General features: G+C 66.7%; 19 protein-coding genes. 4 read left to right on the plus strand and 15 right to left on the minus strand.

The window, feature by feature from the left end; translation table 11 throughout:
• Positions 1 to 8: 8 nt before the first annotated feature.
• From WKW80_RS04710 to WKW80_RS04760, 11 genes are all read right to left on the minus strand, one after another.
• Positions 9 to 563, minus strand: a complete 555-nt coding sequence (locus WKW80_RS04710; RefSeq protein WP_340362390.1) for an NADPH-dependent FMN reductase — start codon at positions 561 to 563, stop codon at positions 9 to 11.
• Positions 564 to 598: 35 nt separating this feature from the next.
• Positions 599 to 1,153 carry a DsbA family protein gene (locus tag WKW80_RS04715; protein ID WP_340362391.1) on the minus strand — a complete coding sequence of 185 codons (555 nt, stop codon included), beginning with the start codon at positions 1,151 to 1,153 and terminating at the stop codon, positions 599 to 601.
• A gap of 32 nt (positions 1,154 to 1,185) precedes the next feature.
• Positions 1,186 to 2,124 (minus strand): serine O-acetyltransferase EpsC, encoded by a 939-nt coding sequence (gene epsC / locus WKW80_RS04720; protein ID WP_340362392.1) that lies wholly within the window; start codon positions 2,122 to 2,124, stop codon positions 1,186 to 1,188.
• A 159-nt stretch (positions 2,125 to 2,283) separates the two neighbouring features.
• Positions 2,284 to 2,994 carry a GntR family transcriptional regulator gene (locus WKW80_RS04725; RefSeq protein ID WP_340362393.1) on the minus strand — a complete coding sequence of 237 codons (711 nt, stop codon included), beginning with the start codon at positions 2,992 to 2,994 and terminating at the stop codon, positions 2,284 to 2,286.
• A gap of 148 nt (positions 2,995 to 3,142) precedes the next feature.
• Positions 3,143 to 3,538 carry an avidin/streptavidin family protein gene (locus WKW80_RS04730; protein ID WP_340362394.1) on the minus strand — a complete coding sequence of 132 codons (396 nt, stop codon included), beginning with the start codon at positions 3,536 to 3,538 and terminating at the stop codon, positions 3,143 to 3,145.
• Positions 3,539 to 3,662: 124 nt separating this feature from the next.
• On the minus strand, positions 3,663 to 4,295 hold the full coding sequence (locus WKW80_RS04735) for a carbonic anhydrase (protein ID WP_340362395.1): 633 nt from the start codon (positions 4,293 to 4,295) through the stop codon (positions 3,663 to 3,665).
• A 42-nt stretch (positions 4,296 to 4,337) separates the two neighbouring features.
• On the minus strand, positions 4,338 to 4,646 hold the full coding sequence (locus WKW80_RS04740) for a putative sulfate exporter family transporter (protein ID WP_340362396.1): 309 nt from the start codon (positions 4,644 to 4,646) through the stop codon (positions 4,338 to 4,340).
• Positions 4,647 to 4,680: 34 nt separating this feature from the next.
• Positions 4,681 to 5,997 (minus strand): MFS transporter, encoded by a 1,317-nt coding sequence (locus tag WKW80_RS04745; RefSeq protein WP_340362397.1) that lies wholly within the window; start codon positions 5,995 to 5,997, stop codon positions 4,681 to 4,683.
• Positions 5,998 to 6,010: 13 nt separating this feature from the next.
• The gene (locus WKW80_RS04750) at positions 6,011 to 6,997 is read right to left on the minus strand and encodes a Bug family tripartite tricarboxylate transporter substrate binding protein (RefSeq protein ID WP_340362398.1); all 987 of its coding nucleotides are present in this window, start codon (positions 6,995 to 6,997) and stop codon (positions 6,011 to 6,013) included.
• Positions 6,998 to 7,056: 59 nt separating this feature from the next.
• On the minus strand, positions 7,057 to 8,649 hold the full coding sequence (locus WKW80_RS04755; protein ID WP_340362399.1) for an acyl-CoA carboxylase subunit beta: 1,593 nt from the start codon (positions 8,647 to 8,649) through the stop codon (positions 7,057 to 7,059).
• On the minus strand, positions 8,646 to 8,879 hold the full coding sequence (locus WKW80_RS04760) for an acyl-CoA carboxylase biotin carboxyl carrier protein subunit (RefSeq protein ID WP_340362400.1): 234 nt from the start codon (positions 8,877 to 8,879) through the stop codon (positions 8,646 to 8,648). Before WKW80_RS04760 ends, WKW80_RS04755 begins: the two co-directional genes overlap by 4 nt.
• 339 nt (positions 8,880 to 9,218) lie before the next feature.
• Between WKW80_RS04760 and WKW80_RS04765 the strand changes: the two genes are divergently transcribed.
• Positions 9,219 to 10,673, plus strand: a complete 1,455-nt coding sequence (locus WKW80_RS04765) for a patatin-like phospholipase family protein (protein WP_340362401.1) — start codon at positions 9,219 to 9,221, stop codon at positions 10,671 to 10,673.
• A gap of 93 nt (positions 10,674 to 10,766) precedes the next feature.
• Here WKW80_RS04765 and WKW80_RS04770 read toward each other — a convergent pair whose 3' ends face one another.
• Genes WKW80_RS04770 through WKW80_RS04785 form a run of 4 tightly spaced genes read right to left on the minus strand, consistent with a single transcriptional unit; the run spans position 10,767 to position 14,960 of the window.
• Entirely contained in the window at positions 10,767 to 12,428 is a 1,662-nt protein-coding gene (locus WKW80_RS04770) for an acyl-CoA carboxylase subunit beta (RefSeq protein ID WP_340362402.1), read from the minus strand.
• The gene (locus WKW80_RS04775) at positions 12,425 to 14,002 is read right to left on the minus strand and encodes a class I adenylate-forming enzyme family protein (protein ID WP_340362403.1); all 1,578 of its coding nucleotides are present in this window, start codon (positions 14,000 to 14,002) and stop codon (positions 12,425 to 12,427) included. The genes WKW80_RS04770 and WKW80_RS04775 overlap by 4 nt, the downstream gene beginning before the upstream one ends.
• Entirely contained in the window at positions 13,999 to 14,718 is a 720-nt protein-coding gene (locus WKW80_RS04780; RefSeq protein WP_340362816.1) for a GntR family transcriptional regulator, read from the minus strand. The genes WKW80_RS04775 and WKW80_RS04780 overlap by 4 nt, the downstream gene beginning before the upstream one ends.
• Positions 14,719 to 14,732: 14 nt before the next feature.
• Complete coding sequence (locus tag WKW80_RS04785; RefSeq protein WP_340362404.1) at positions 14,733 to 14,960, minus strand: biotin/lipoyl-binding carrier protein; 228 nt, start codon at positions 14,958 to 14,960, stop codon at positions 14,733 to 14,735.
• A 166-nt stretch (positions 14,961 to 15,126) separates the two neighbouring features.
• On the opposite strand from WKW80_RS04785, the gene accB reads away from it, so the two are divergent.
• The 3 genes from accB to WKW80_RS04800 are packed head-to-tail and all read left to right on the plus strand — an operon-like array spanning position 15,127 to position 18,543.
• Entirely contained in the window at positions 15,127 to 15,651 is a 525-nt protein-coding gene (accB, locus tag WKW80_RS04790) for an acetyl-CoA carboxylase biotin carboxyl carrier protein (RefSeq protein ID WP_340362405.1), read from the plus strand.
• Between the two features lie 4 nt (positions 15,652 to 15,655).
• Positions 15,656 to 17,089, plus strand: coding sequence for an acetyl-CoA carboxylase biotin carboxylase subunit (gene accC, locus WKW80_RS04795; RefSeq protein ID WP_340362406.1), 1,434 nt, complete (start codon positions 15,656 to 15,658; stop codon positions 17,087 to 17,089).
• Positions 17,086 to 18,543 carry an acetyl-CoA carboxylase biotin carboxylase subunit family protein gene (locus WKW80_RS04800; protein ID WP_340362407.1) on the plus strand — a complete coding sequence of 486 codons (1,458 nt, stop codon included), beginning with the start codon at positions 17,086 to 17,088 and terminating at the stop codon, positions 18,541 to 18,543. Before accC ends, WKW80_RS04800 begins: the two co-directional genes overlap by 4 nt.
• Positions 18,544 to 18,547 lie beyond the last annotated feature (4 nt).

The raw sequence follows: 18,547 nt of genomic DNA on the forward strand, positions 1-18,547 counted from the left end.
GCCTGGCCTCAGGCGTTATGGGTCTTGATCCAGGCCACGTACTTGTCCATCCAGCCCTGCAGGAACTTCTTCGTGGACTCGATGCCTATGTGGCCCTTGTCGTCGAACAGACCTTCCTTGTTCTGCACGAAAGCCTCGGGTTGGCCCATCGTCGGCACGTCGAGGTAAGCCAGCACATTGCGCAGGTGCTGTTGCGCCATCGCGGTTCCGATGGCGCCGACCGAGATTCCGACGACGCCGGCGGGCTTGCCGGCCCAGGCGCTTTGGCCATAGGGGCGCGAGGCGTTGTCGATCGCGTTCTTCAGCACGCCGGGAATGGATCGGTTGTATTCGGGCGTGAGGAACAGCAGGCCCTGGCAGGACACGATCTCGGTCTTGAAGCGCTTGACCGACTCGGCCTGGTTGCCGTCCTGGTCCTGGTTGTACAGGGGCAGGTCGTCGATGCGCAGGTGCTCCAGCACGAAGTCGTCAGGTGCGAGGGCAGCCAGCGCGAGGGCCAGCTTGCGGTTGAACGAGTCCTTGCGGAGGCTGCCGATGACAACGCCGATCTTGAATGTGCTCATGAATTCCTCGTTGGTGAGTTGAAGAAACGACTGACTCATTGGCCGGATTCGGCCAGCGCCGTGTCGATCACCTTGTGCAGGTGATCGAGCCCGAACGACACGTCGCAGAACGCGCCGTTGACATAGAAGGTAGGTGTGGACCGCACGCTGAGGCGGCGGCCGCTTTCGAGCTGCGCCTGCACGCGCTGCAGGTAGACGTGGTCGCTCATCTCATTGGAGAAGCGCGGCATGTCGAGGCCGGCCTGCGTGGCGTACTGGCGGATGTGCTTCGCGTCGAGTTGGAGCTGGTGTGCGAACAGCAAGTCGTGGAACTGCCAGAACTTGTGCTGCGCGGCGGCGGCCTCCGAGGCCTCGGCCGCGATCTCGGCATGCGGATGGACTTCGCGCAGAGGAAAGTGGCGGAACACGAAGCGCACGTCATTGCCGAAATGCCCCAGCACGATCTTCAGCGCAGATTGCGCCTGCCGGCATGAAGGGCATTCGAAGTCGCCGTATTCGACCACCGTGACGCGGGCCGACGCCGGGCCGCGCACATGGTCGGTTGCCGGGTCGACGGCCAGCAGAGCCGCCGGGTTGAAAGGATGGGCCATGGCAGTTCCTTTCGCGATGGATCGTGTGGATGCTATTTGGCGGATACCGCGGCCGGCACCGCATTGGGGTCGCGCGCGAGTTCGCGCGACAGGGCCTGGGTGACGCTGCAGCCCGGCGGCACGTCCTGCGTGACCCACACGTTGCCGCCCACGGTTGCACCCTTGCCGATCGTGACGCGACCGAGGATGGTGGCGCCGGCATAGATCACCACGTCGTCCTCCAGCACCGGATGACGCGGCAGGCCCTTCATGAGGTGGCCGTCGCTCTCGATCGGAAAGCGCTTGGCGCCGAGCGTGACGTGCTGATAGAGCCGCACGCGCTCGCCGATGACGGCCGTCTCGCCAATGACCACGCCGGTGCCGTGGTCGATGAAGAAGCCCGCGCCGATTTGCGCGCCGGGGTGGATGTCGATCCCGGTCTGCGCATGCGCGCGCTCGGCCACGATGCGGGCCAGCAGCGTGAGGCCGAGCTTGTAAAGCCGGTGCGCCATGCGGTGATGGATCATCGCCAGGACGCCCGGATAGCACAGCAGCACTTCGTCGACGCTGCGCGCGGCCGGGTCGCCGTGAAAGGCGGCCATCACGTCGGTGTCCAGCAACTGCCGGATGCCGGGCAAGGCGGCGGCGAATTCGCGCACGCGCTGCTGCGCTTCGGCACTCAGTTCCGCCAGTTCGGCCGCTGTGCGACGACGCTCGTGCCGCAGTTCCAGCGTGGCTTGCGCATGCAGGTGGTGCAGCGCGTTGTCGAGCGTGTGGGCGACGTAGAAGTCCTCGCTCTCCTGGCGTAGGTCGGTCGGGCCGAGCCGCATCGGAAACAGCGCGCCGGTGAGCGCCTCCACCACATCGGCCACCACCTCGCGCGAAGGCAACTCGCGCTCGCCGCCGGTCTGCATGCGCTGCTGCGTGTCGCGCCATTCGCGCCGCACGCCTTGCAACGCCGCAACGACCTCATCGACCTGAAAAGCTGACATATCAATTCTCCGCGCGCCCTGCGCATCTGGCCACTGCAAATTCGTGCGCATCCTCGCATTGTTTCGCGGCCCGTGCTACGAGGCGCCGCATAAAACCATGGCGCCGCGCCTTCAACCCGGCCGCAGGAAATGAAGGTGCTCCTGGACGAGGTGTCCGCTTCAAGCGGCGGCTTGGCGCGCTTCGAGTTGCTTGACGGCCTCGCGCTTCGAATCCTCGATCAGTTTCTCCGCCGCGTCGGCGGCGAGTTCCACGTTGCCCGCTTTCAGGGCTTTTTGCATGGCCCGCCAATTGCGCGCCGATTCCTTGCGTCGCGCCGGTGTGGCCAGGCCAAGTTGTGTGTAGCGCAGCGTCTGGCGCGCCAGCGACGCAAGGATGTCAGCCATGCGTTCATTGCTGCAACTGTCGCGCAGCATGCGGCTCAGGCGGAACGAGGTATCGAAGTACGCAGCGGCGGCTTCCGGGTCCTGGGCCAGCGTGTCCAGCGATTTGATGTCCGCTTCCATGCTCGCCGCCAGAGCGACCGCCTCCTCGGGACTCAGCCGGCCCACCATGGCCCCTGACAACTTGCGACGAATCTCGAAGATGTCGCCGACCTCCTTCATCGAGAGTTGCGTGACGTGCGCGCCGCGATTGGGCAGGATGCGCACGACCGAATCGCTTTCCAGGATGCGCAAGGCTTCACGCACGGGTCCGCGGCTCACCGCGAACTCCTCGGCCAGCGCCTCCTCGCGAATGCGATCACCCGGCGCGTATTCGCCGCTCGCAATGGCGTTGAAGATGCGCTCGGCGATCTGCTCGGGCAGCGTCATCAGTTGGCGGGTGGGCTTGCCCCGCATCGATGCATCGGGCCGAATCATCTGTTTTGTCATGTCGGATACTCTGGATGTCTACATGAGTTGAAACGATGTTGTCAACAATCACGTTGTAGTCAGCCGATTAAACCACAGGACATTTTCATTGGGGCGCGCGTGCCCTCCCCGGCGCCGCCCGCTCAAGACTCGCGCCGCGGCATATGCGCTAAGGCGTCCAGTACCAGACCGTCGAATTCGTCAGGAAGGTCTCCCACATTGCATGCGGCTTGGCGGGATCATCGCCGTCGTTGAGTCGGGCGAGATGCCAAAGCGCCTCGATGCGCTCGCGCGACGAGTCGCCGAGGCCATCTTCCGTGCCCTTGGCAAGGTAGCGGCCGGTAAAGCTTGTCAGCGAGCCGTGCTGCTCCTTCTGATTCTTCCAGAGCACCGTGAACCCGATCAGCATGCCGTCGGTCATTCCGTGCGCGTCGAACCACGCGCCGGGATCGGGAAATCCGACCTTCGTCTGATAGCGTCCCGTGAGGTGGCCGCCCTCCCCGATGGAAAGAATCTCGAGGCCGCTCCCATTGCGGCCGAGCCAACGTCCAATCCGGATAGTCATGGTTGTCTCCTCTATTGAGATTGCGGGGGATGGCAAGACGTCCCGGCACTTCGAAGGCCCCGCAAGAACCGCCATCGCCTCCATCGTATGACGACCTAGCCTCGTTGGGAAATCATCGCCGCGGCTACGAGGACATCAGTTGCGCATCATCGAGGAGCGTGACCCTGCCGGTCCCCAGCGAATATTCTGCACCGACCACGCTCAATTGGCCGCTTTCGATCAGGCCTTCGAGGATCGCCGAGCCGTGGCGCAACTGGTCGACCGACTGGCGCACATTCGCCCGTACGCTTTCGCAGATGAGCGTCTCGCGGTCGTAGCCGAGTTCCGGCGCCAGCAGTCCGGCCACGGCGGGCTCGATGCGCTCGGCGATGAAGCGCATGTTCGGCGAACGGGCTTCCGCCGGCCGCCGCAAGCGCTCCAGGGTGCCGAGAATGGCGCCGCAGTGGGAGTGGCCCAGTACCACGACCAGCGGCGTGCCGAATGCGGCGGCGGCGTACTCGACGCTGCCCAGTTGCGAGGGCGCGACGATGTTGCCCGCGACGCGAATCACGAACAGGTCGCCGAGGTCCTGGTCGAACACGATCTCCACCGGCACGCGCGAGTCCGAGCACCCGATGACGATGGCGAACGGCTCTTGCTGGAAGTCGGTCCGCGCGCGTCGCAAGCGCTTCATGAATGTCTCTTCGTTCCCGACGCCCGAGGCGAAGCGCTCGTTGCCTTCCCGCAGGCGCTGCAATGCTTCCTGTGCTGTCATCATGGATGTCATCTCCTGTTTGTGGATGCCTTCGCGCGAGTGGACTCAGCGCGCGATGTGGATGAACGCGACCACCAGGATCGCGAGGAACACGGTCTCGCTGACCATCAGCATGATCGGCTTCATGCCGACCTTGGCAAAGTCCCGCATGTTCGACTTCATGCCGACGGCAGCCATGGACACCACGAGCAGCCAGGTCGACAGCGTCTGCAGCGACTGCTGTGCGACGGCCGGGATCACGCCGGTGCTGTTGATGGCGACCAGCACGGCAAACGCCACCACAGACACGAGGATGCCGTGGAAGTCGGTGCGCGCGGGCGCGTGCCAGGCGGGCAAGGTCGCAGAGAGATTCACGGCAGGAAAAGTTGGGGAATCTTGCTGGCGGCGTTCAGCCGGCGTTCTGCGCGACCCGGGCACGAATGCGCGCCGCATCCGCCTCGTAGCTGCGCGAGGTCAGCACGAAGAAGAAGGCCGCCGCGAGCGCCATCGCAGGTGCCACGGTCAGCGCGAGCTTCAGGCCCAACACGTCCGACAACATGCCGACGATCAGCGGGCCCGGCGCGAGCCCGATGAGGTTGTTGGCCAGGGCCATCGTCGCGGTCACAGTGGCGCGGACGCCGGGATGCGTGACGTCGCAGGCAATCGCGGCGGAACAGCCACCCTGCGCAGCAGCGAACAAGGCACCCGCAAAGATCAGGCCCATCGCCAACGAGCCCGGCGGCAGTGCGAAGCCGGCAATGAGCACCAGGGCCGTCAACGCGGAATAGACGGCCGGCACCAGCGCCCGCAGCCGCGGATTCTTCGCGCTCAGCCGGTCCGCCAGGCCACCACCGAAGACCATGCCGACGCCCGCCGCCATGACGGCAACGGCGGCCATGAGCGCGCCGTGCTTCACGTCCATGCCGTAGTAGCGGACGAAATAGGTGGGCAGCCAGGCAATGAGCATCGCCGGCATCGCCATCTGCAGCCCGCTCGCGATGTACGCGAGATTGCCCGAGCGAGCGGCAAAGACTTCACGCCCGACTTGGCGGGCACTCAGGCGCGCCGTGGCACCGCCGCCCCGCACCTCGGCCGTCAAGGCGACTGTCTTGTAGTCGCGCACGACGAAGGGATAGATCAAGGCCAGAAGCAGGCCCGGCGCACCCACCGCGAAGAAGGCCATGCGCCAGCCCGCCTGGGCCGCCACCGCGCCGCCGATGACCACACCCAGCACCGAGCCGAACAGGCTCGCCGACAGGAAGGCACCAAGCACGGCCGCGCGCTGCTTCGCAGGAAACACGTGCGCCAGCAATGCGGCACCGGCAGCGCCGTAGGCCGCTTCACCCAGGCCCACGAAGGCCCGCGCCCACAACAGCTGCCCATGGCTTTGTGCGAGACCGCAGGCGATGGTCGCCAGGCACCACACGAACGCCATGAGCGTGATGCTCCTGACGCGACCCCAGCGGTCGGCGACCAGCGAGATCGGCACCGTCAGCACGCCGACAACCAGCGAGACAACGCTCACGAGCATCGCCAGCTGCGAATCCAGCAGCGACCACTCGAGCTTGAGGACCGGCATGACCGCCCCAATGACCTGCCGCGACAGGTAGTCGGACATCATGAGGCCGAAAGTGAGGGCGAAGACGCACCAGGCGTAGAGGCGCGAGAACCGGACCGGCTCCGGCGAGAAGGCGCCGACTGGCGCGGTCGACAAGGCGTGGCTCATGGTTTCGACTGGCTCACTCGGGCTGGAAGTTGATCGATTTCAGGACGGCGCCATTGCGCTCGAAGTCGGCGCGCAGCGTGCTGGCCAATTCATCGGGCGTGCGCGGCTGGCCGGCATCGAGGCCGAACTCCCGCAGGCGCTCGCGCATTGCCGGTTGCGCCATCACTTTCAGCGCGGCGTCGCGCAGGCGGGTCTGCGCCGCGGCAGGCACGTCAGGCGTGATCCACAGGCCGACCCATGCCAGCGCTTCGAGCTGCGGATAGCCCACCTCGGCAAACGTGGGCACGTTGGGAAGGTTGGGCGAACGCTGAGGCAGGCTGACGGCGTAGGGCACGACCTTGCCGGCCTTGACCAGCGGGATGGCATTCGGGATGCCGGCGAACATCAGCGGCACATGCCCGCCGACCACGTCGACCAGTGCCGGTGGCGAGCCTTTGTAGCCGACGTGCGCCATGTCGATGCCGGCCGCCCGGTTCAGTTGCAGCCCCATGATGTGCGAGACCGTGCCCGCGCTGTAGGAGGCATAGCTCACCTTGCCAGGATTGGACTTCACGTAGGCGATCAGCCCAGCCAGGTTCTTTGCCGGCACCGCGGGGTTGCCCACCAGCACGAGGCCGCCGCGCGCGAGCTCGACCAGCGGCTTGATCTCCTTTGCCATGTCGAAGCGCAGCTTCACGATGTGCGGGATCTCGCTGACGATCGCATCGAGCGTGACGATCATCGTGTTGCCGTCGTGCGGCGACTGCATCAGGTCGCTGACCGCCACGGCGCCGCCCGCGCCGGGCTTCGAATCGACGATGACCGTCTGGTTCAGCTCTTTCTGCAGGCCGTCGGACAGCAGGCGCGACACGACGTCGAGCGTGCCGCCGGGCGGCCCGGCCACGATGATGCGTACCGGCTTGTCCGATGGCGCCTGCGCGAACGCAGGGGCCGCAGCGAGCAAGGCAAAAGCTGCGCCAAGAATGGCACCGAGCTTGCGGCGGTTGGATGAATAGGTCATGAATGACTCCGCTTGTCTTGTCTTGCGTTGTGTTGGGTGGGCTGGTGCTGCGCATGCGTTCAGATGTAGGTCGGCCACGAGCGCATGTCGTGCTCGCCGATGCCGCCGTTGCGTTCGCGGCGATGGGTGGCCATGGCTTCGATGAGCCAGCCGCGGGTCTGCTGCGGGGCGATCACCACCTGCACGCCGAAGGCGCCGGCCAATGCGTAGGCCGAGGTGTCGCGCGACAGTTCGGTCTTCAGCTGGTCGAAGCGCTCGGGATCGTCCTCGCGCTTGATGCCGTGCAGCACGCTGACGCCGATCTGCGGGTCCATGAAGCTGGTGTCGGCACTCGTCCAGGCCGCCACCTCGTCGCTGTTGCGCCCGCCACCCATGTTGATGTAGGCCTGCCCGTAGCTCTTGCGCAGGATCACCGACAGCTTGGGCACGCTGCACAGCTGCACCGCGTGGATCATGTTCATGATGTGCGCCGGCGCGGCCTTGCGCTCGCCCTCGATGCCGACCAGGAAGCCCGGGGTGTCGACCAGGAACAGGATCGGGATGTTGAAGGAATCGCACATCACCAGGAACGAGGTGACCTTGCGGCAGGCCTCCGGGTCCATCGCACCGCCCTTGAACATCGGGTTGGACGCGACGATGCCCACGCTCTCGCCGTTCAGGCGCGCCAGGCCGGTCACGGCGGCGCGACCGAAGCGGTCCTTCAGGTTGAAGAAGCTGCCTTCGTCGACGATGCCGGCGATGACCTTGCGCATGTCGTAGGTCTTGCTGCGCGCGGACGGCACGAGTTCGAGCAACTTGTCCGGGTCAGGGGCAATCGCCTCTTCCGCGGGAAGGCTGGGCGGCCGGGCACCCGCATGCGAGGGCAGGTAGCTGAGGAAACGGCGGATGGCCGCGAGCGCTTCCTCGTCGCTGTTGACGATCACGTCCACGAGCCCCGTCTGGTCGGCATGCAGCTTCCAGCCGCCGAGTTCCTCGGGGTCCACGGCTTCGCCGATCGCCAACGACGTGACGCGCGCGCTCGACACCGCGAGGAACGCGCCCTTGCGCATCACCACGAAGTCGGACAGGCAGGTGTACCAGGTCGACGAGCCCAGGCACGGGCCGAGTACGGCGCTGACCCAGGGGATTTCGCGGCGCCGGCAGTATTGCTGCGGGTCTTGCCCGGCTGAGGCCATGGCTTCGGCACCCAGGCTGTCTGGCACCCGTGAACCGCTCGATTCGCCGAGGAAGACCAACGGCATGCCGTTGCGTGTGGCGGTCTCCTTGAGGCGGGCGATCTTGCGAATGTTGATGGCAGAGGACGACGCACCCATGACCGTCATGTCGTTCGACACCACGGCGACACGCCGCCCTTCGATGCGTCCGGTTCCGGTGATCTTGGCATCGGCCGGCGAAGATTGGCGATCGGCCGCCATCACCGAGACGGCCAGCATCCCGGTCTCGCTGAACGAGCCGGCGTCCACCAGGTGCTCGATGCGTTCGCGCGCGTTGAGGTGGCCAGTGGCACGGCGCTTCGCGAGCTTGGCTACGCCGCCCATAGCGAGGGCGATGCCGACGCGGGCGTCGAGGTGGGCGCGTTGCTCCTCGTAGCCGCAGAGGCTGGCGGCCGCGACGGGGACAGACGCGCTGGGCGCTGCAGACGTGGCCATCATGCGGATGCCTCTTCGAAGAGCGCGAGTTCCTGGCCGTCGCGCACCGGCGCGCCCTCGGCGACGCACAGCTCGACCAGCCGGCCGGCCTCGGGCGCGAGCACCGGGATCTCCATTTTCATGGATTCGAGCACCATGAGGATGTCTTCGGCCTGGAGGGTGTCGCCCGGCCGTGCCAGGATTTTCCATACGGTGCCGGTGATTTCGGAGCGGATCCTTGTCTGTGTGGTCATGTTCGGGTGTCTCATGTATTTGCCGGGTTGAATTCGGATGAGCTGAACTTTACTCGACATTAGGATTGTTGACAAGTGGAATGTGCCCATATGTTGGCGGGGATGAAATCCTTCCCGATTGAAGTTGAAAGATTGGCGCGAGGACCTGGCTTGAAGTAGGCTCCAACCTGGTGTTCGACGGCTATCGTCAACAGCGCTGGTATCTGCAACGACACCGCCTCCAGCAATGACATCTCGCTTGTTGGCTGGCCACCCGGCGCAGGGCCGGCCTGATCCTTGCAATACCCCAAGGCGAAGACGAATTGCTCGCGCTGTGCCAGATCAAACGAAAGAGGTCCAATGATTCAACTGCCAACTTCACGATGGTGCCTTGCCGCCTGTGCGCTGCTGCTCGGCGGTTGTGCCACTCGCCCGATCAACCCGCCGATCACGCAGGCCGATCCGGGCAAGGGCTATCGGTTCGAGACGCGCCAGGCCGAGGTCAAGGACAAGGACACGCTGGTCATCCTCGCCTTCTCCGGCGGCGGCACGCGGGCCGCGGCGTTCTCCTATGGCGTGCTCGAGTACCTCCGGCGCACCGAGATCGTCAACGCCAAGGGAAGAGGTCGCCTGATCGACCAGGTCGACATCATCACGGGCGTCTCGGGTGGCAGCTTCACCGCGCTGGCCTACGGCCTGTACGGCGACAAGCTGTTCGACGACTACGAGCAGCGCTTTCTCAAGCGCGACATCCAGGGCGAGATCGTCTCCCGGTCGCTGAACCCGCTCAACTGGGCCAAGCTGTCGTCCACCGCCTGGGGGCGTTCGGAGCTCGCCTCCCAGATGTACGACGAGTACCTTTTCAAAGGCGCCACCTTCGGCGACCTGAATCGCGGCAAGGGACCGTTGATCCTCGCCTCGGCGACCGACATCTCGAGCGGCTCGCGTGTCGTGTTCCAGCAGGGCGTCTTCGACATTCTTTGCTCGGACCTGAATGCCGTACCGTTGTCGCGCGCCGCGGCGGCCTCTTCGGCGGTGCCGGTGGTGCTCTCGCCCGTCACGCTCAACAACTACGGTGGCACCTGCAAGCTCACGCCTCCCCAATGGGTGAACCGATTCATCGACACGGACAACCCGCCGCGGCCGGCCGCGCGGGCGATCCGCTCACTCCGGTCCCTGAGCGACTTCGGCGACAGCGCCAAGCGGCCCTACCTTCACCTGGTGGACGGCGGCGTCTCCGACAACGTGGGCATGCGCGGCGTGCTCGATTCGCTGGAGATCCTCGAAGCCATGCAGGAAGCCGGCGTGCCGACGCAACTCGACCAGGCCAAGCGCATCGTCGTCATCATCGTCAATTCGCTGTCGTCGCCTCCCACGAATTGGGATCAATCGGAGTCGCCGCCCGGCAGCGTGGAGATCCTGCTGAAGTCGAGCGGCGTTCCGATCGACCGCTACTCGTTCGAGGCCGTGGAACTGCTGCGCGACATGGCCGCGCGATGGAACACCATGCGCCGAATCCGCACCTCGTCCACGATGGCCGCCAACAAGGATCCAGCGCTTGCGGCTGCCATACGCGGGCCGGACGCGGAGATCTATGCCATCGACGTATCGTTCGCAGCGCTGAAGGACAAGGCGGAACTGGAATACCTGAACCAGCAGCCCACCACCTTCGTACTGCCCGACGAAGCCGTCGACCGCCTGCGCGCCGCGGGCGGGAAGATCATGGCGGATTCACCCGAGTTCAAGCGCTTGCTCAAGGATGTGGGCGGCACGCTGGCCGAGCCAGCGGCCGCGCGACGAAACGCCAGTCCGTGAATTCGCGAACCGGAAGGGCCTGGCGCGAGCAAACGCCGGCTCGACCCAGCCATCGCGCTCCTTGCCGCGGCGGTTTTCCTCCAGCCTTGATCCTCAGCGCATCGTGCGACCAACCGGGCCGAGACGCCGGCCGGTTGCCTGGTACGCGTCCTCCACCCAGGCGCACAGCAGCGGTCGCGTCGATGCCGGCTCGATGATGTCGAGCACGCCGAAGCGTTCGGCGGTGCGCATCGGCGAGGAGATCGCGTGATAGTGCGCTTCCAGGTCGAGGCGATGCGCAACCGGGTCTTCGGCGGCGGCAATGTCCTTCTTGTAAGCCGCGGCGACGCCGCCTTCGACCGGGATCGAACCCCAACGCGCGGAAGGCCAGGCATAACGATTCGGTAGCGAGGTGCCCGAAGGACCATGCAACGGGCTCAGCATCGCACCAGCCAGCCCAACGCAGCGCCGCAGCACGATTGCCAGCCACGGCACACCCGACTGCTCGATCGCGTGCATCGCCTGCAACGCGGCCGAGATGGTGCCTTCGCGCTCGGCATCGGCCCCGGTCATCACGCCCGGCTGGTCGGCCAGGTTGACGATGGGCAAATGGAAGGTATCGCACAGGTCGACGAAGCGCGCCATCTTCAGCGCGGCCGAGCGCGTCAGCGCGCCGCCCATGATCATGGGGTTGTTCGTCATCACGCCGACCGCGTGGCCGTTCAGGCGCGCGAAGCAGGTGATGGTCGAGCCGCCGAAATCCGGCGACATCTCGAAGATCGAGCCCTCGTCGAAGATGGACTTCAGGATCTTGCGCGGCTGGAAGATCTTGCGCTTGTCCGCCGGGATCGCCTTGTTGAGCCACGCGTCGCAGCGGTCGACCGGATCGTCGCAGGCGACGACCGGCGGGCGCTCCCACACGTTGCCGGGCAGGTACGACAGGAAGCGGCGCGTCACTTGCATTGCCTCTTCCTCGGTATCGACGGCCAGGCCGACGGCGCCGCTGTAGCGGTGCATCGCGTCATAGCCGCCGAGCGACTCCTTGTCGATGTCGATGCCGAGCGCCTGCTTCACCACCGGCGGGCCGCCGGCGAAGATCTGGCTCTTGCCGCGGATCATGATGCCCAGGTGCGAAGCACCCACGCGCACCGCGCCAAGGCCAGCACAGGCCCCGAGTGCGATGCCGACCACCGGCACCACGCCGAGCAGTTGCGTCATCGGGAGCATCGGATAACCCGGGATCTTGGTGTGGCCCAGCTTGTCGAGCAGCTTCACGCTGCCGCCGGCGCTGTCGATCATGCGAACCAGCGGCAGTTTGTATTCCCAGGCGTAGCGATCGGCGTAGATCCACTTCTCCGACACCGAGCCCTCGGACGAGCCGCCGCGGATGGTGAAGTCATCGGCCGCGACGACGGTGCGCCGCGAGTCGATCTTGCCGATGCCGACGACGGCATTGCTGGGCGTGAAGGATGCGCGCTTGCGATCCGCACCGTACTTGACGGAGCCTGCCAACACGCCGATCTCGCCGAAGCTGCCGGCGTCGAGCAGATGGTCGATGCGCTCGCGCGCGGTGAGCTTGCCCAGCGCACGGTGCTTGGCAATCTGCTCCTCGCCGCCGAGTGCAGTCGCGATGGCGCGGCGCTCGGCGAGTTCCTGGAGGTCCTCGGCCCAGTCGCCTGTGGCTGATGCTGCTGCTGCTGCTGTTGCTGCTGTTGCTGCGGCTGCTGTTGCTGCGGCTGCTGCCGCGGCGGGAGGGGAAGTCAGCGCGGTGTTCATTTGGAAATGGCTCCTTCGGGGTGGCGCGCGAGGTAGGCATCGCGCAGGTCGTTCTTGGTTACCTTGCCCGCGTGGTTGCGCGGCAGCGCGTCGACAAACTCGATCACGCGGGGTTTCTTGTAGCCGGCGATCAACTCGCCGCTGTGCCGCGCAAGCGCCGCGGCATCGATGGATTCGCCGGGCCGGCGCACCACGAATGCGGCGACCACTTCGCCCCACTCGGCATCGGGCAGCCCGAGCACGGCCACCTCGGCAACACCCGGATGCGCGTGCAACGCGTCCTCGACTTCGCGCGCATAGACGTTGAAGCCGCCGCTGATCATCATGTCCTTGTTGCGCCCGACGATGTAGAGGAAGCCCTCGTCGTCGAAGCGGCCGAGGTCGCCGCTGTAGTACCAGCCGCCACGGATGGATTCACGCTCCAGGTCGGGTCGGCGCCAGAAGGCCACTTCGCCGATGCCGCGGTGCGCGATCGCGATCTCGCCGATTTCGCCGGCTTGCACCGGATTGCCGTCGGCGTCGCGCACCGTGATCTCGACATCCTTCGTGGGCCGGCCACACGAGGTGGTGCGCTGCGAGGGCTTGCCGTCCTGCAGGTGGTCCTGCGGATAGAGCACGCACAGGGGCTGCACGGCCTCGGTCATGCCGTACTGCTGGCGCAGGATCGGGCCCAGGCGTTCCAGCGCCTCGTGGATCATGTTCGTGGGCGTCGGCGCGGTGCCGTAGTGCACGCGGTCGAGCGACGACAGGTCGGCGCGCGGGTTGGCCGCCACCACTTCGAGCAGGCGGCCCATCATGGTGGGCACGACCATCAACTGGCTGATGCGCTCGCTGCCGATCTGGGCCACCACGTGCTCCGCATCGAACTTGTCGGCCACGATGTTGCGTGCGCCGCGCAGGTAGCACGGCAGCAGGTGCACGCCGGCGGCGTGCGTGAGCGGGCCGACGTGCAGCATCGCGTCATCGGTGCCGAGGCGATATTCCATGGCGGCGAACTGGTTGGCCAGGCGCGCCTCCCAGCGCTCGATGCTGTAGGCCACGCCCTTGGGCTTGCCGGTGGTACCGGAGGTGTAGGCGATGCGCAGGAGCAGGTCGGCCGGCACCGTGAGATGCGGCGCCTGGTCCGAGGCGCGCGCCAGCAGCTCGTCGTATTCGCGCACGCTCGCGTCTTGCCAGCCCACGCCGATCACCACGCGCAGAGAGGGGACCCGCAGGCGCGCCTTCAGTACCGAGTCACGGAACTCGGGGCCGGCGATGAGCACCGAGGCCTCGGCGTCGTTGAGGATCGCCGCCTGCTCGTGCACCGTGTGGCGCGCATTGAGGGCAACGTAGCCCTGCGCGGCCTTCTCGGCGGCGAACTGGGCCTCGATGCTCTCCACCGAGTTGTTGAGCAGGACCGCGATGCGTTCGCCGGGGCGTTGGCCCAGGCCGATCAGCGCATTGGCGAGCTGGTTGCTGCGCCGCTCGATCTGCGTGTAGGTGAAGCTGCGGTCGCGAAACACGATCGCGGTGCGGTCGCGGAACTGGCGGGCGGCCCATGTCAGGGCGTGGCCTGCGATTCGGGTGGAACTCATTGGAGTGTGTCCTGTGGATGCTGGGTGCCCGCTGCGGGCGCAGCAGGCGTTTCTTCAGGGTTCGAACGGCGTGCCGCGGCCTTCCTGGGCTGCAGTTGCCGCGCGGCCTCGCGTGCCGACGCGTCGATCATTTCTTCGGTGGCCGCGGCGGCACTCTCGAGATCGCCCGCCTTCATCGCGTCGACCATGGCGCGCCAGAGCCGTGCCGATTCCTTGCGCCGGGCGGCTGTCGCCAAGCCCAGCTTCGAATAGCGGCGCGTCTGCCGCGCCAGCGAACCGAGGATCTCCGCGAGCCGCTCGTTGCCGGAGCTCTGCGCCAGCACGCGGGCGAGCTGGTAGGTGACGGCGAGGTAGTCGTCGCCCGCACCCGGATCCCGGGCCAGGGCTTCGAGCTCGCTGACCCTGCCTTCGATGTGGGCGATCAATTTGTCGTCGGGGCGCCCGAGGCTGCGGACCATCGCGCCCACCAGCTTGCTGCGGATCTCGAAGATGTCGGCGACCTCCTTGACCGAGAGTTGCGTGACGTGGGCACCGCGGTTGGGCAGGATGCGCACGACCGAGTCTTTTTCGAGGATGCGCAGGGCCTCGCGAACCGGTCCGCGGCTGACCTCGAACTGCTCGGCCAGCATTTCCTCGCGGATGCGATCGCCCGGCGCGTATTCGCCGTTGGCGATGGCCGCAAAGATGCGCTCGGCGATCTGCTCGGGCAGCGACATCAGCTTCACGAGGCTCACTCCTCTTCGAAGATCGCGATTTCCTGGCCCTCGCGCACCGGCGCGCCCTCGGCGATCAGCAGCTTGATCAGCCGGCCGTTCTCGGGCGCCAGTACCGGGATTTCCATCTTCATGGATTCCAGGACCATGATGGTGTCGTCGGCTTGCAGCGCATCGCCTTCCTGCACCACGATCTTCCACACCGTACCGGTGATGTCCGATCGAATCGTCGTTTGTGTCGTCATGTCGAGTCCTTCGTTAAGCCCGACCCTGCGTCGGAATGAACGTACTGTAATCGACATTTGGATTGTTGACAATAGGCATATCTGCATGTTTTAATTCATTCCACTGCAGCAGACGGCTGCGCTGTCAAAGCGGACACTTCCGCCCAAACCCCCTGGAGACAAATCCATGCCTCTTTCCCATACCGACGTACGTCGCATCCTCGAGATCCTCGATAGCGCCGAACACCTCGAATCGCTGGACGTAACAGTTGGTGAGTTCGAACTCCATGCACGCAAGCCAGGGGCCTCGGCCTCCATCCGCGAGCGCGCACCGCAGGCCAGTGCAAGCCGCCCTGCCGCTTCGGCGCAAGGCGCCGCGGACGCCGCCGCATCTGCGGCCCCTCCGGCCCCTGCTGCCGCCGCAACTGCCGGATCCGAAGCGCTGACCGAAGTGCCCGAAGGCCTGGTTGCGGTGCGCGCGCCGATGGTCGGCACCTTCTACTTGCGCCCGAGCCCCGACCAGCCGGAGTTCGTGACGGTCGGCGCCGCCGTGCAAGCCGGCGACACGGTCTGCCTGGTGGAAGTCATGAAGATGTTCAACACGGTCCGCTCCGAAGTCGCAGGCACCGTCGAACGCATCCTGGTGGGCAACGGCAAGCCCGTGACGCACGACCAGATCCTGATGTTGGTCAAGCCTGTGAAAGGAGTTTGAAGTCATGAACACGACTGCCGCAATCCCCGTCGCTACGCGCGACATCCGCCGCGTCTTCGTCGCCAACCGTGGCGAAATCGCCGTGCGCGTGATTCGCGCCTGCCGCACGCTGGGCATCCAGGCCGTGGTCGGCGTCTCCGAAGCCGACACCGACACACTCGCCGCGAAGATGGCCGACGAAGTGGTCGTGCTCGGGCCGCCGCTGGCCGCCGAGAGCTACTTGCGCGCCGACAAGATCGTCGAGGCGGCGCTGCGCACCGGCTGCGACGCGGTGCATCCCGGCTATGGTTTCCTGTCGGAGCGCTCCTCCTTCGTGCGCGCCTGCGTGGAAGCGGGCCTGGTGTTCGTCGGCCCCTCGGCGGACTCGATCGACGCCATGGGCGACAAGATCACCGCCGTCGGCCTGGCGCAGAAGGCCGGCGTGCCGCGTGTGCCGGGCACGGGCGCGCTGGCCGACGTGGCGCAGGCAAAGCGCGCCGGCGCGGAGATCGGCTATCCGGTGCTCATCAAGGCGACCGCCGGCGGCGGGGGCCGCGGCATGCGCATCGTGCGCGACGAGAGCGAACTCGAGTCGCTGATGAGTTCCGCAGCGAATGAAGCCAAGTCCGCCTTTGGCGACGACACGCTCTACATGGAGAAGTTCATCGAGCACGCGCGCCACATCGAGATCCAGGTGATGGCCGACTCGCACGGCAACGTGGTGTATCTGGGCGAGCGCGAATGCTCCACGCAGCGCCGCCACCAGAAGTTGATCGAGGAAGCGCCCTCCCCGGCCGTCGATCCGGCCATGCGACAGGCCATGGGCGAATGCGCGGTGAGCCTCACCCGCAATGCCGACTACTGCGGCGCCGGCACCATCGAATTCGTGGTCGACCAACGCGACAACAAGTACTTCTTCCTCGAGATGAACACCCGCATCCAGGTCGAGCATCCCGTCACGGAAATGATCACCGGCTTCGACCTGGTGGCCGAGCAGATCCGCGTGGCGGGCGGGCTGCCGCTGTCCTTCACCCAAGCCGACGTGCAATTGAAGGGCCACGCTATCGAATGCCGCATCAACGCCGAAGATCCGGAGCGCAACTTCCTGCCGCGTCCCGGGCTGATCTCGGTGTGGGACGTGCCCTCGGGCGAAGGCATCCGCGTCGATTCGCACTGCTATGCCGGCTACACCGTGCCGCCTTACTACGATTCGCTGCTCGGCAAGCTGATCGTGCATGCGGCCACGCGCGAGCAGGCCATCCAGCGCATGCACCAGGCACTGGCCGGCCTGCGCGTCGAAGGGCCGTCCACGACCGCACCGTTCCATGACTCGGTGCTGGCGCACGAGGACTTCATCAAGGGCAACGTCACCACGCGCTGGGTCGAGGAGACCTTCCTGCCCCAGCGCAAGGCGGCACAGAAGGCCGCGGCCCGGGCGCTCGCCCAGGAGCAGCCATGAGCGCATCCACGATCCGATACACCGACGTCAGCCTGACCGACGGCCAGGGCGCGCGCTGGGCCGGCGCCATGACGACGCCGATGGCGCTGGCCGTCGCCACCCGGCTGGCGGCGGCCCAGCCCGCGGCCATCGAGGTCGTCTCCAGCGCCACGATGCAGCAATGCGTGGCTCGCGGTGAAAACCCGTGGCAACGCATCGAGCTGCTGCGCGAACGCTGCGCCGGTATCGCGCTGCGCGCATCGCTCTCGCTGTTGACCGCCCACGGCAAGCGCGGCGCCGACGTGGTCACGACCGAGGTCGCCACGCTGTGGCTGGGCGAACTCGCCCGGCGCGGCCTCACCGAAGTCGTGCTGATCGACCCGTTGATGGACATCCAGCGCCTCGCGCCGGTGATGAAGGCGGCCACGGCGCTCGGGCTGACCGCCATCGCCGCACTGCCCTGCGCGTCCGGATCGACGCACGGCGACGAAGCGTTGCAGGCGCAGGCCGCCGCACTCGTGGCCGCAGGCGCAACGCGCGTCATGCTGCGCGACGAAGCCGGTTTGCTGACGGCGGATCGCCTGGCAACCCTGCTGCCGGCGCTGCGCGTTGGCCTGGGCGCCACCCCACTCGATCTGCACCTGCGCTGCCAGACGGCGCTCGGGCCCATGATCGCCCTCGAAGCGGTACGCATCGGCGTCGACGGGCTGGACACCGCCTTTGCGCCGCTGGCCAACGGCGCCTCGGTGCCCGCGCTGGGCACCTTGCTGAAGTCGCTGCGACTGCTGAAGATCGGAACGCCGGCCAGCGAGCAGCGGCTGCATGCGGTGCGCGAAGCCGACCGGCTGCTCGCGGAAATCGCCGACCGCCATGGCTTTGCGTCGGGTCGCGCCTGGGTCTTCGACCTCGCGCCGTATGCCCACCAATTGCCGGGCGACGTCGCCGCGCAGTTCATGCAACGCCTGTCCGAAGCGGGTTTGTCGCACCGGCTGCACGCCTTCGCCAACGAGTGCGCGCGTGTGCGCAACGACATCGGCACGCCGCCGATGCTCGCGCCCTTCGCGCAGCCCGTTGCCGAACAGGCGCTGCTGCATCTGCAGGGCATGCCCCGCTACGCCGAGCTCCGGCCCGGCGTGCGGAGCGCCTTGCAGCAAGTGCACGGCACAGCCTCGGGCGCCGTCGACGACAGGCTGATGAAGCGCGTCGGTGCGCTGCCGCCAACGCCGGCGCCGGCGCTGTCAACGCTGCGCGCAGCAACCCCCGGCGCCACCGATGCCGAGCTCGTGCTCGCGCACGTTTGCGGCGTCGCACCCCAGGCGCAGCCTGCGGCGGCATCGTCCGACGCCCTGCGCTATCTCGGCGCGACGCCCGAGGATGCACTCCTCGCCGCCCTCACCGCACGTGCCTCGCGCTACGCGCAGCTCGGCGTGCGCGGCCCCGGCGTTTCCATCGAAGTTCAAGGCACCAAGGACTGAAGCC

Origin of the sequence: Variovorax humicola, assembly GCF_037889915.1 — a bacterium.
Taxonomy (GTDB): domain Bacteria; phylum Pseudomonadota; class Gammaproteobacteria; order Burkholderiales; family Burkholderiaceae_C; genus Variovorax; species Variovorax humicola.

Excerpts from the sequence above, each read along its gene's own strand:
- WKW80_RS04710 (WP_340362390.1), bottom strand. The coding sequence starts at position 563 with ATGAGCACATTCAAGATCGGCGTTGTCATCGGCAGCCTCCGCAAGGAC.
- WKW80_RS04715 (WP_340362391.1), bottom strand. The coding sequence starts at position 1,153 with ATGGCCCATCCTTTCAACCCGGCGGCTCTGCTGGCCGTCGACCCGGCA.
- epsC (WP_340362392.1), bottom strand. The coding sequence starts at position 2,124 with ATGTCAGCTTTTCAGGTCGATGAGGTCGTTGCGGCGTTGCAAGGCGTG.
- WKW80_RS04725 (WP_340362393.1), bottom strand. The coding sequence starts at position 2,994 with ATGACAAAACAGATGATTCGGCCCGATGCATCGATGCGGGGCAAGCCC.
- WKW80_RS04730 (WP_340362394.1), bottom strand. The coding sequence starts at position 3,538 with ATGACTATCCGGATTGGACGTTGGCTCGGCCGCAATGGGAGCGGCCTC.
- WKW80_RS04735 (WP_340362395.1), bottom strand. The coding sequence starts at position 4,295 with ATGATGACAGCACAGGAAGCATTGCAGCGCCTGCGGGAAGGCAACGAG.
- WKW80_RS04745 (WP_340362397.1), bottom strand. The coding sequence starts at position 5,997 with ATGAGCCACGCCTTGTCGACCGCGCCAGTCGGCGCCTTCTCGCCGGAG.
- WKW80_RS04750 (WP_340362398.1), bottom strand. The coding sequence starts at position 6,997 with ATGACCTATTCATCCAACCGCCGCAAGCTCGGTGCCATTCTTGGCGCA.
- WKW80_RS04755 (WP_340362399.1), bottom strand. The coding sequence starts at position 8,649 with ATGATGGCCACGTCTGCAGCGCCCAGCGCGTCTGTCCCCGTCGCGGCC.
- WKW80_RS04760 (WP_340362400.1), bottom strand. The coding sequence starts at position 8,879 with ATGACCACACAGACAAGGATCCGCTCCGAAATCACCGGCACCGTATGG.
- WKW80_RS04765 (WP_340362401.1), top strand. The coding sequence starts at position 9,219 with ATGATTCAACTGCCAACTTCACGATGGTGCCTTGCCGCCTGTGCGCTG.
- WKW80_RS04770 (WP_340362402.1), bottom strand. The coding sequence starts at position 12,428 with ATGAACACCGCGCTGACTTCCCCTCCCGCCGCGGCAGCAGCCGCAGCA.
- WKW80_RS04775 (WP_340362403.1), bottom strand. The coding sequence starts at position 14,002 with ATGAGTTCCACCCGAATCGCAGGCCACGCCCTGACATGGGCCGCCCGC.
- WKW80_RS04780 (WP_340362816.1), bottom strand. The coding sequence starts at position 14,718 with ATGTCGCTGCCCGAGCAGATCGCCGAGCGCATCTTTGCGGCCATCGCC.
- WKW80_RS04785 (WP_340362404.1), bottom strand. The coding sequence starts at position 14,960 with ATGACGACACAAACGACGATTCGATCGGACATCACCGGTACGGTGTGG.
- accB (WP_340362405.1), top strand. The coding sequence starts at position 15,127 with ATGCCTCTTTCCCATACCGACGTACGTCGCATCCTCGAGATCCTCGAT.
- accC (WP_340362406.1), top strand. The coding sequence starts at position 15,656 with ATGAACACGACTGCCGCAATCCCCGTCGCTACGCGCGACATCCGCCGC.
- WKW80_RS04800 (WP_340362407.1), top strand. The coding sequence starts at position 17,086 with ATGAGCGCATCCACGATCCGATACACCGACGTCAGCCTGACCGACGGC.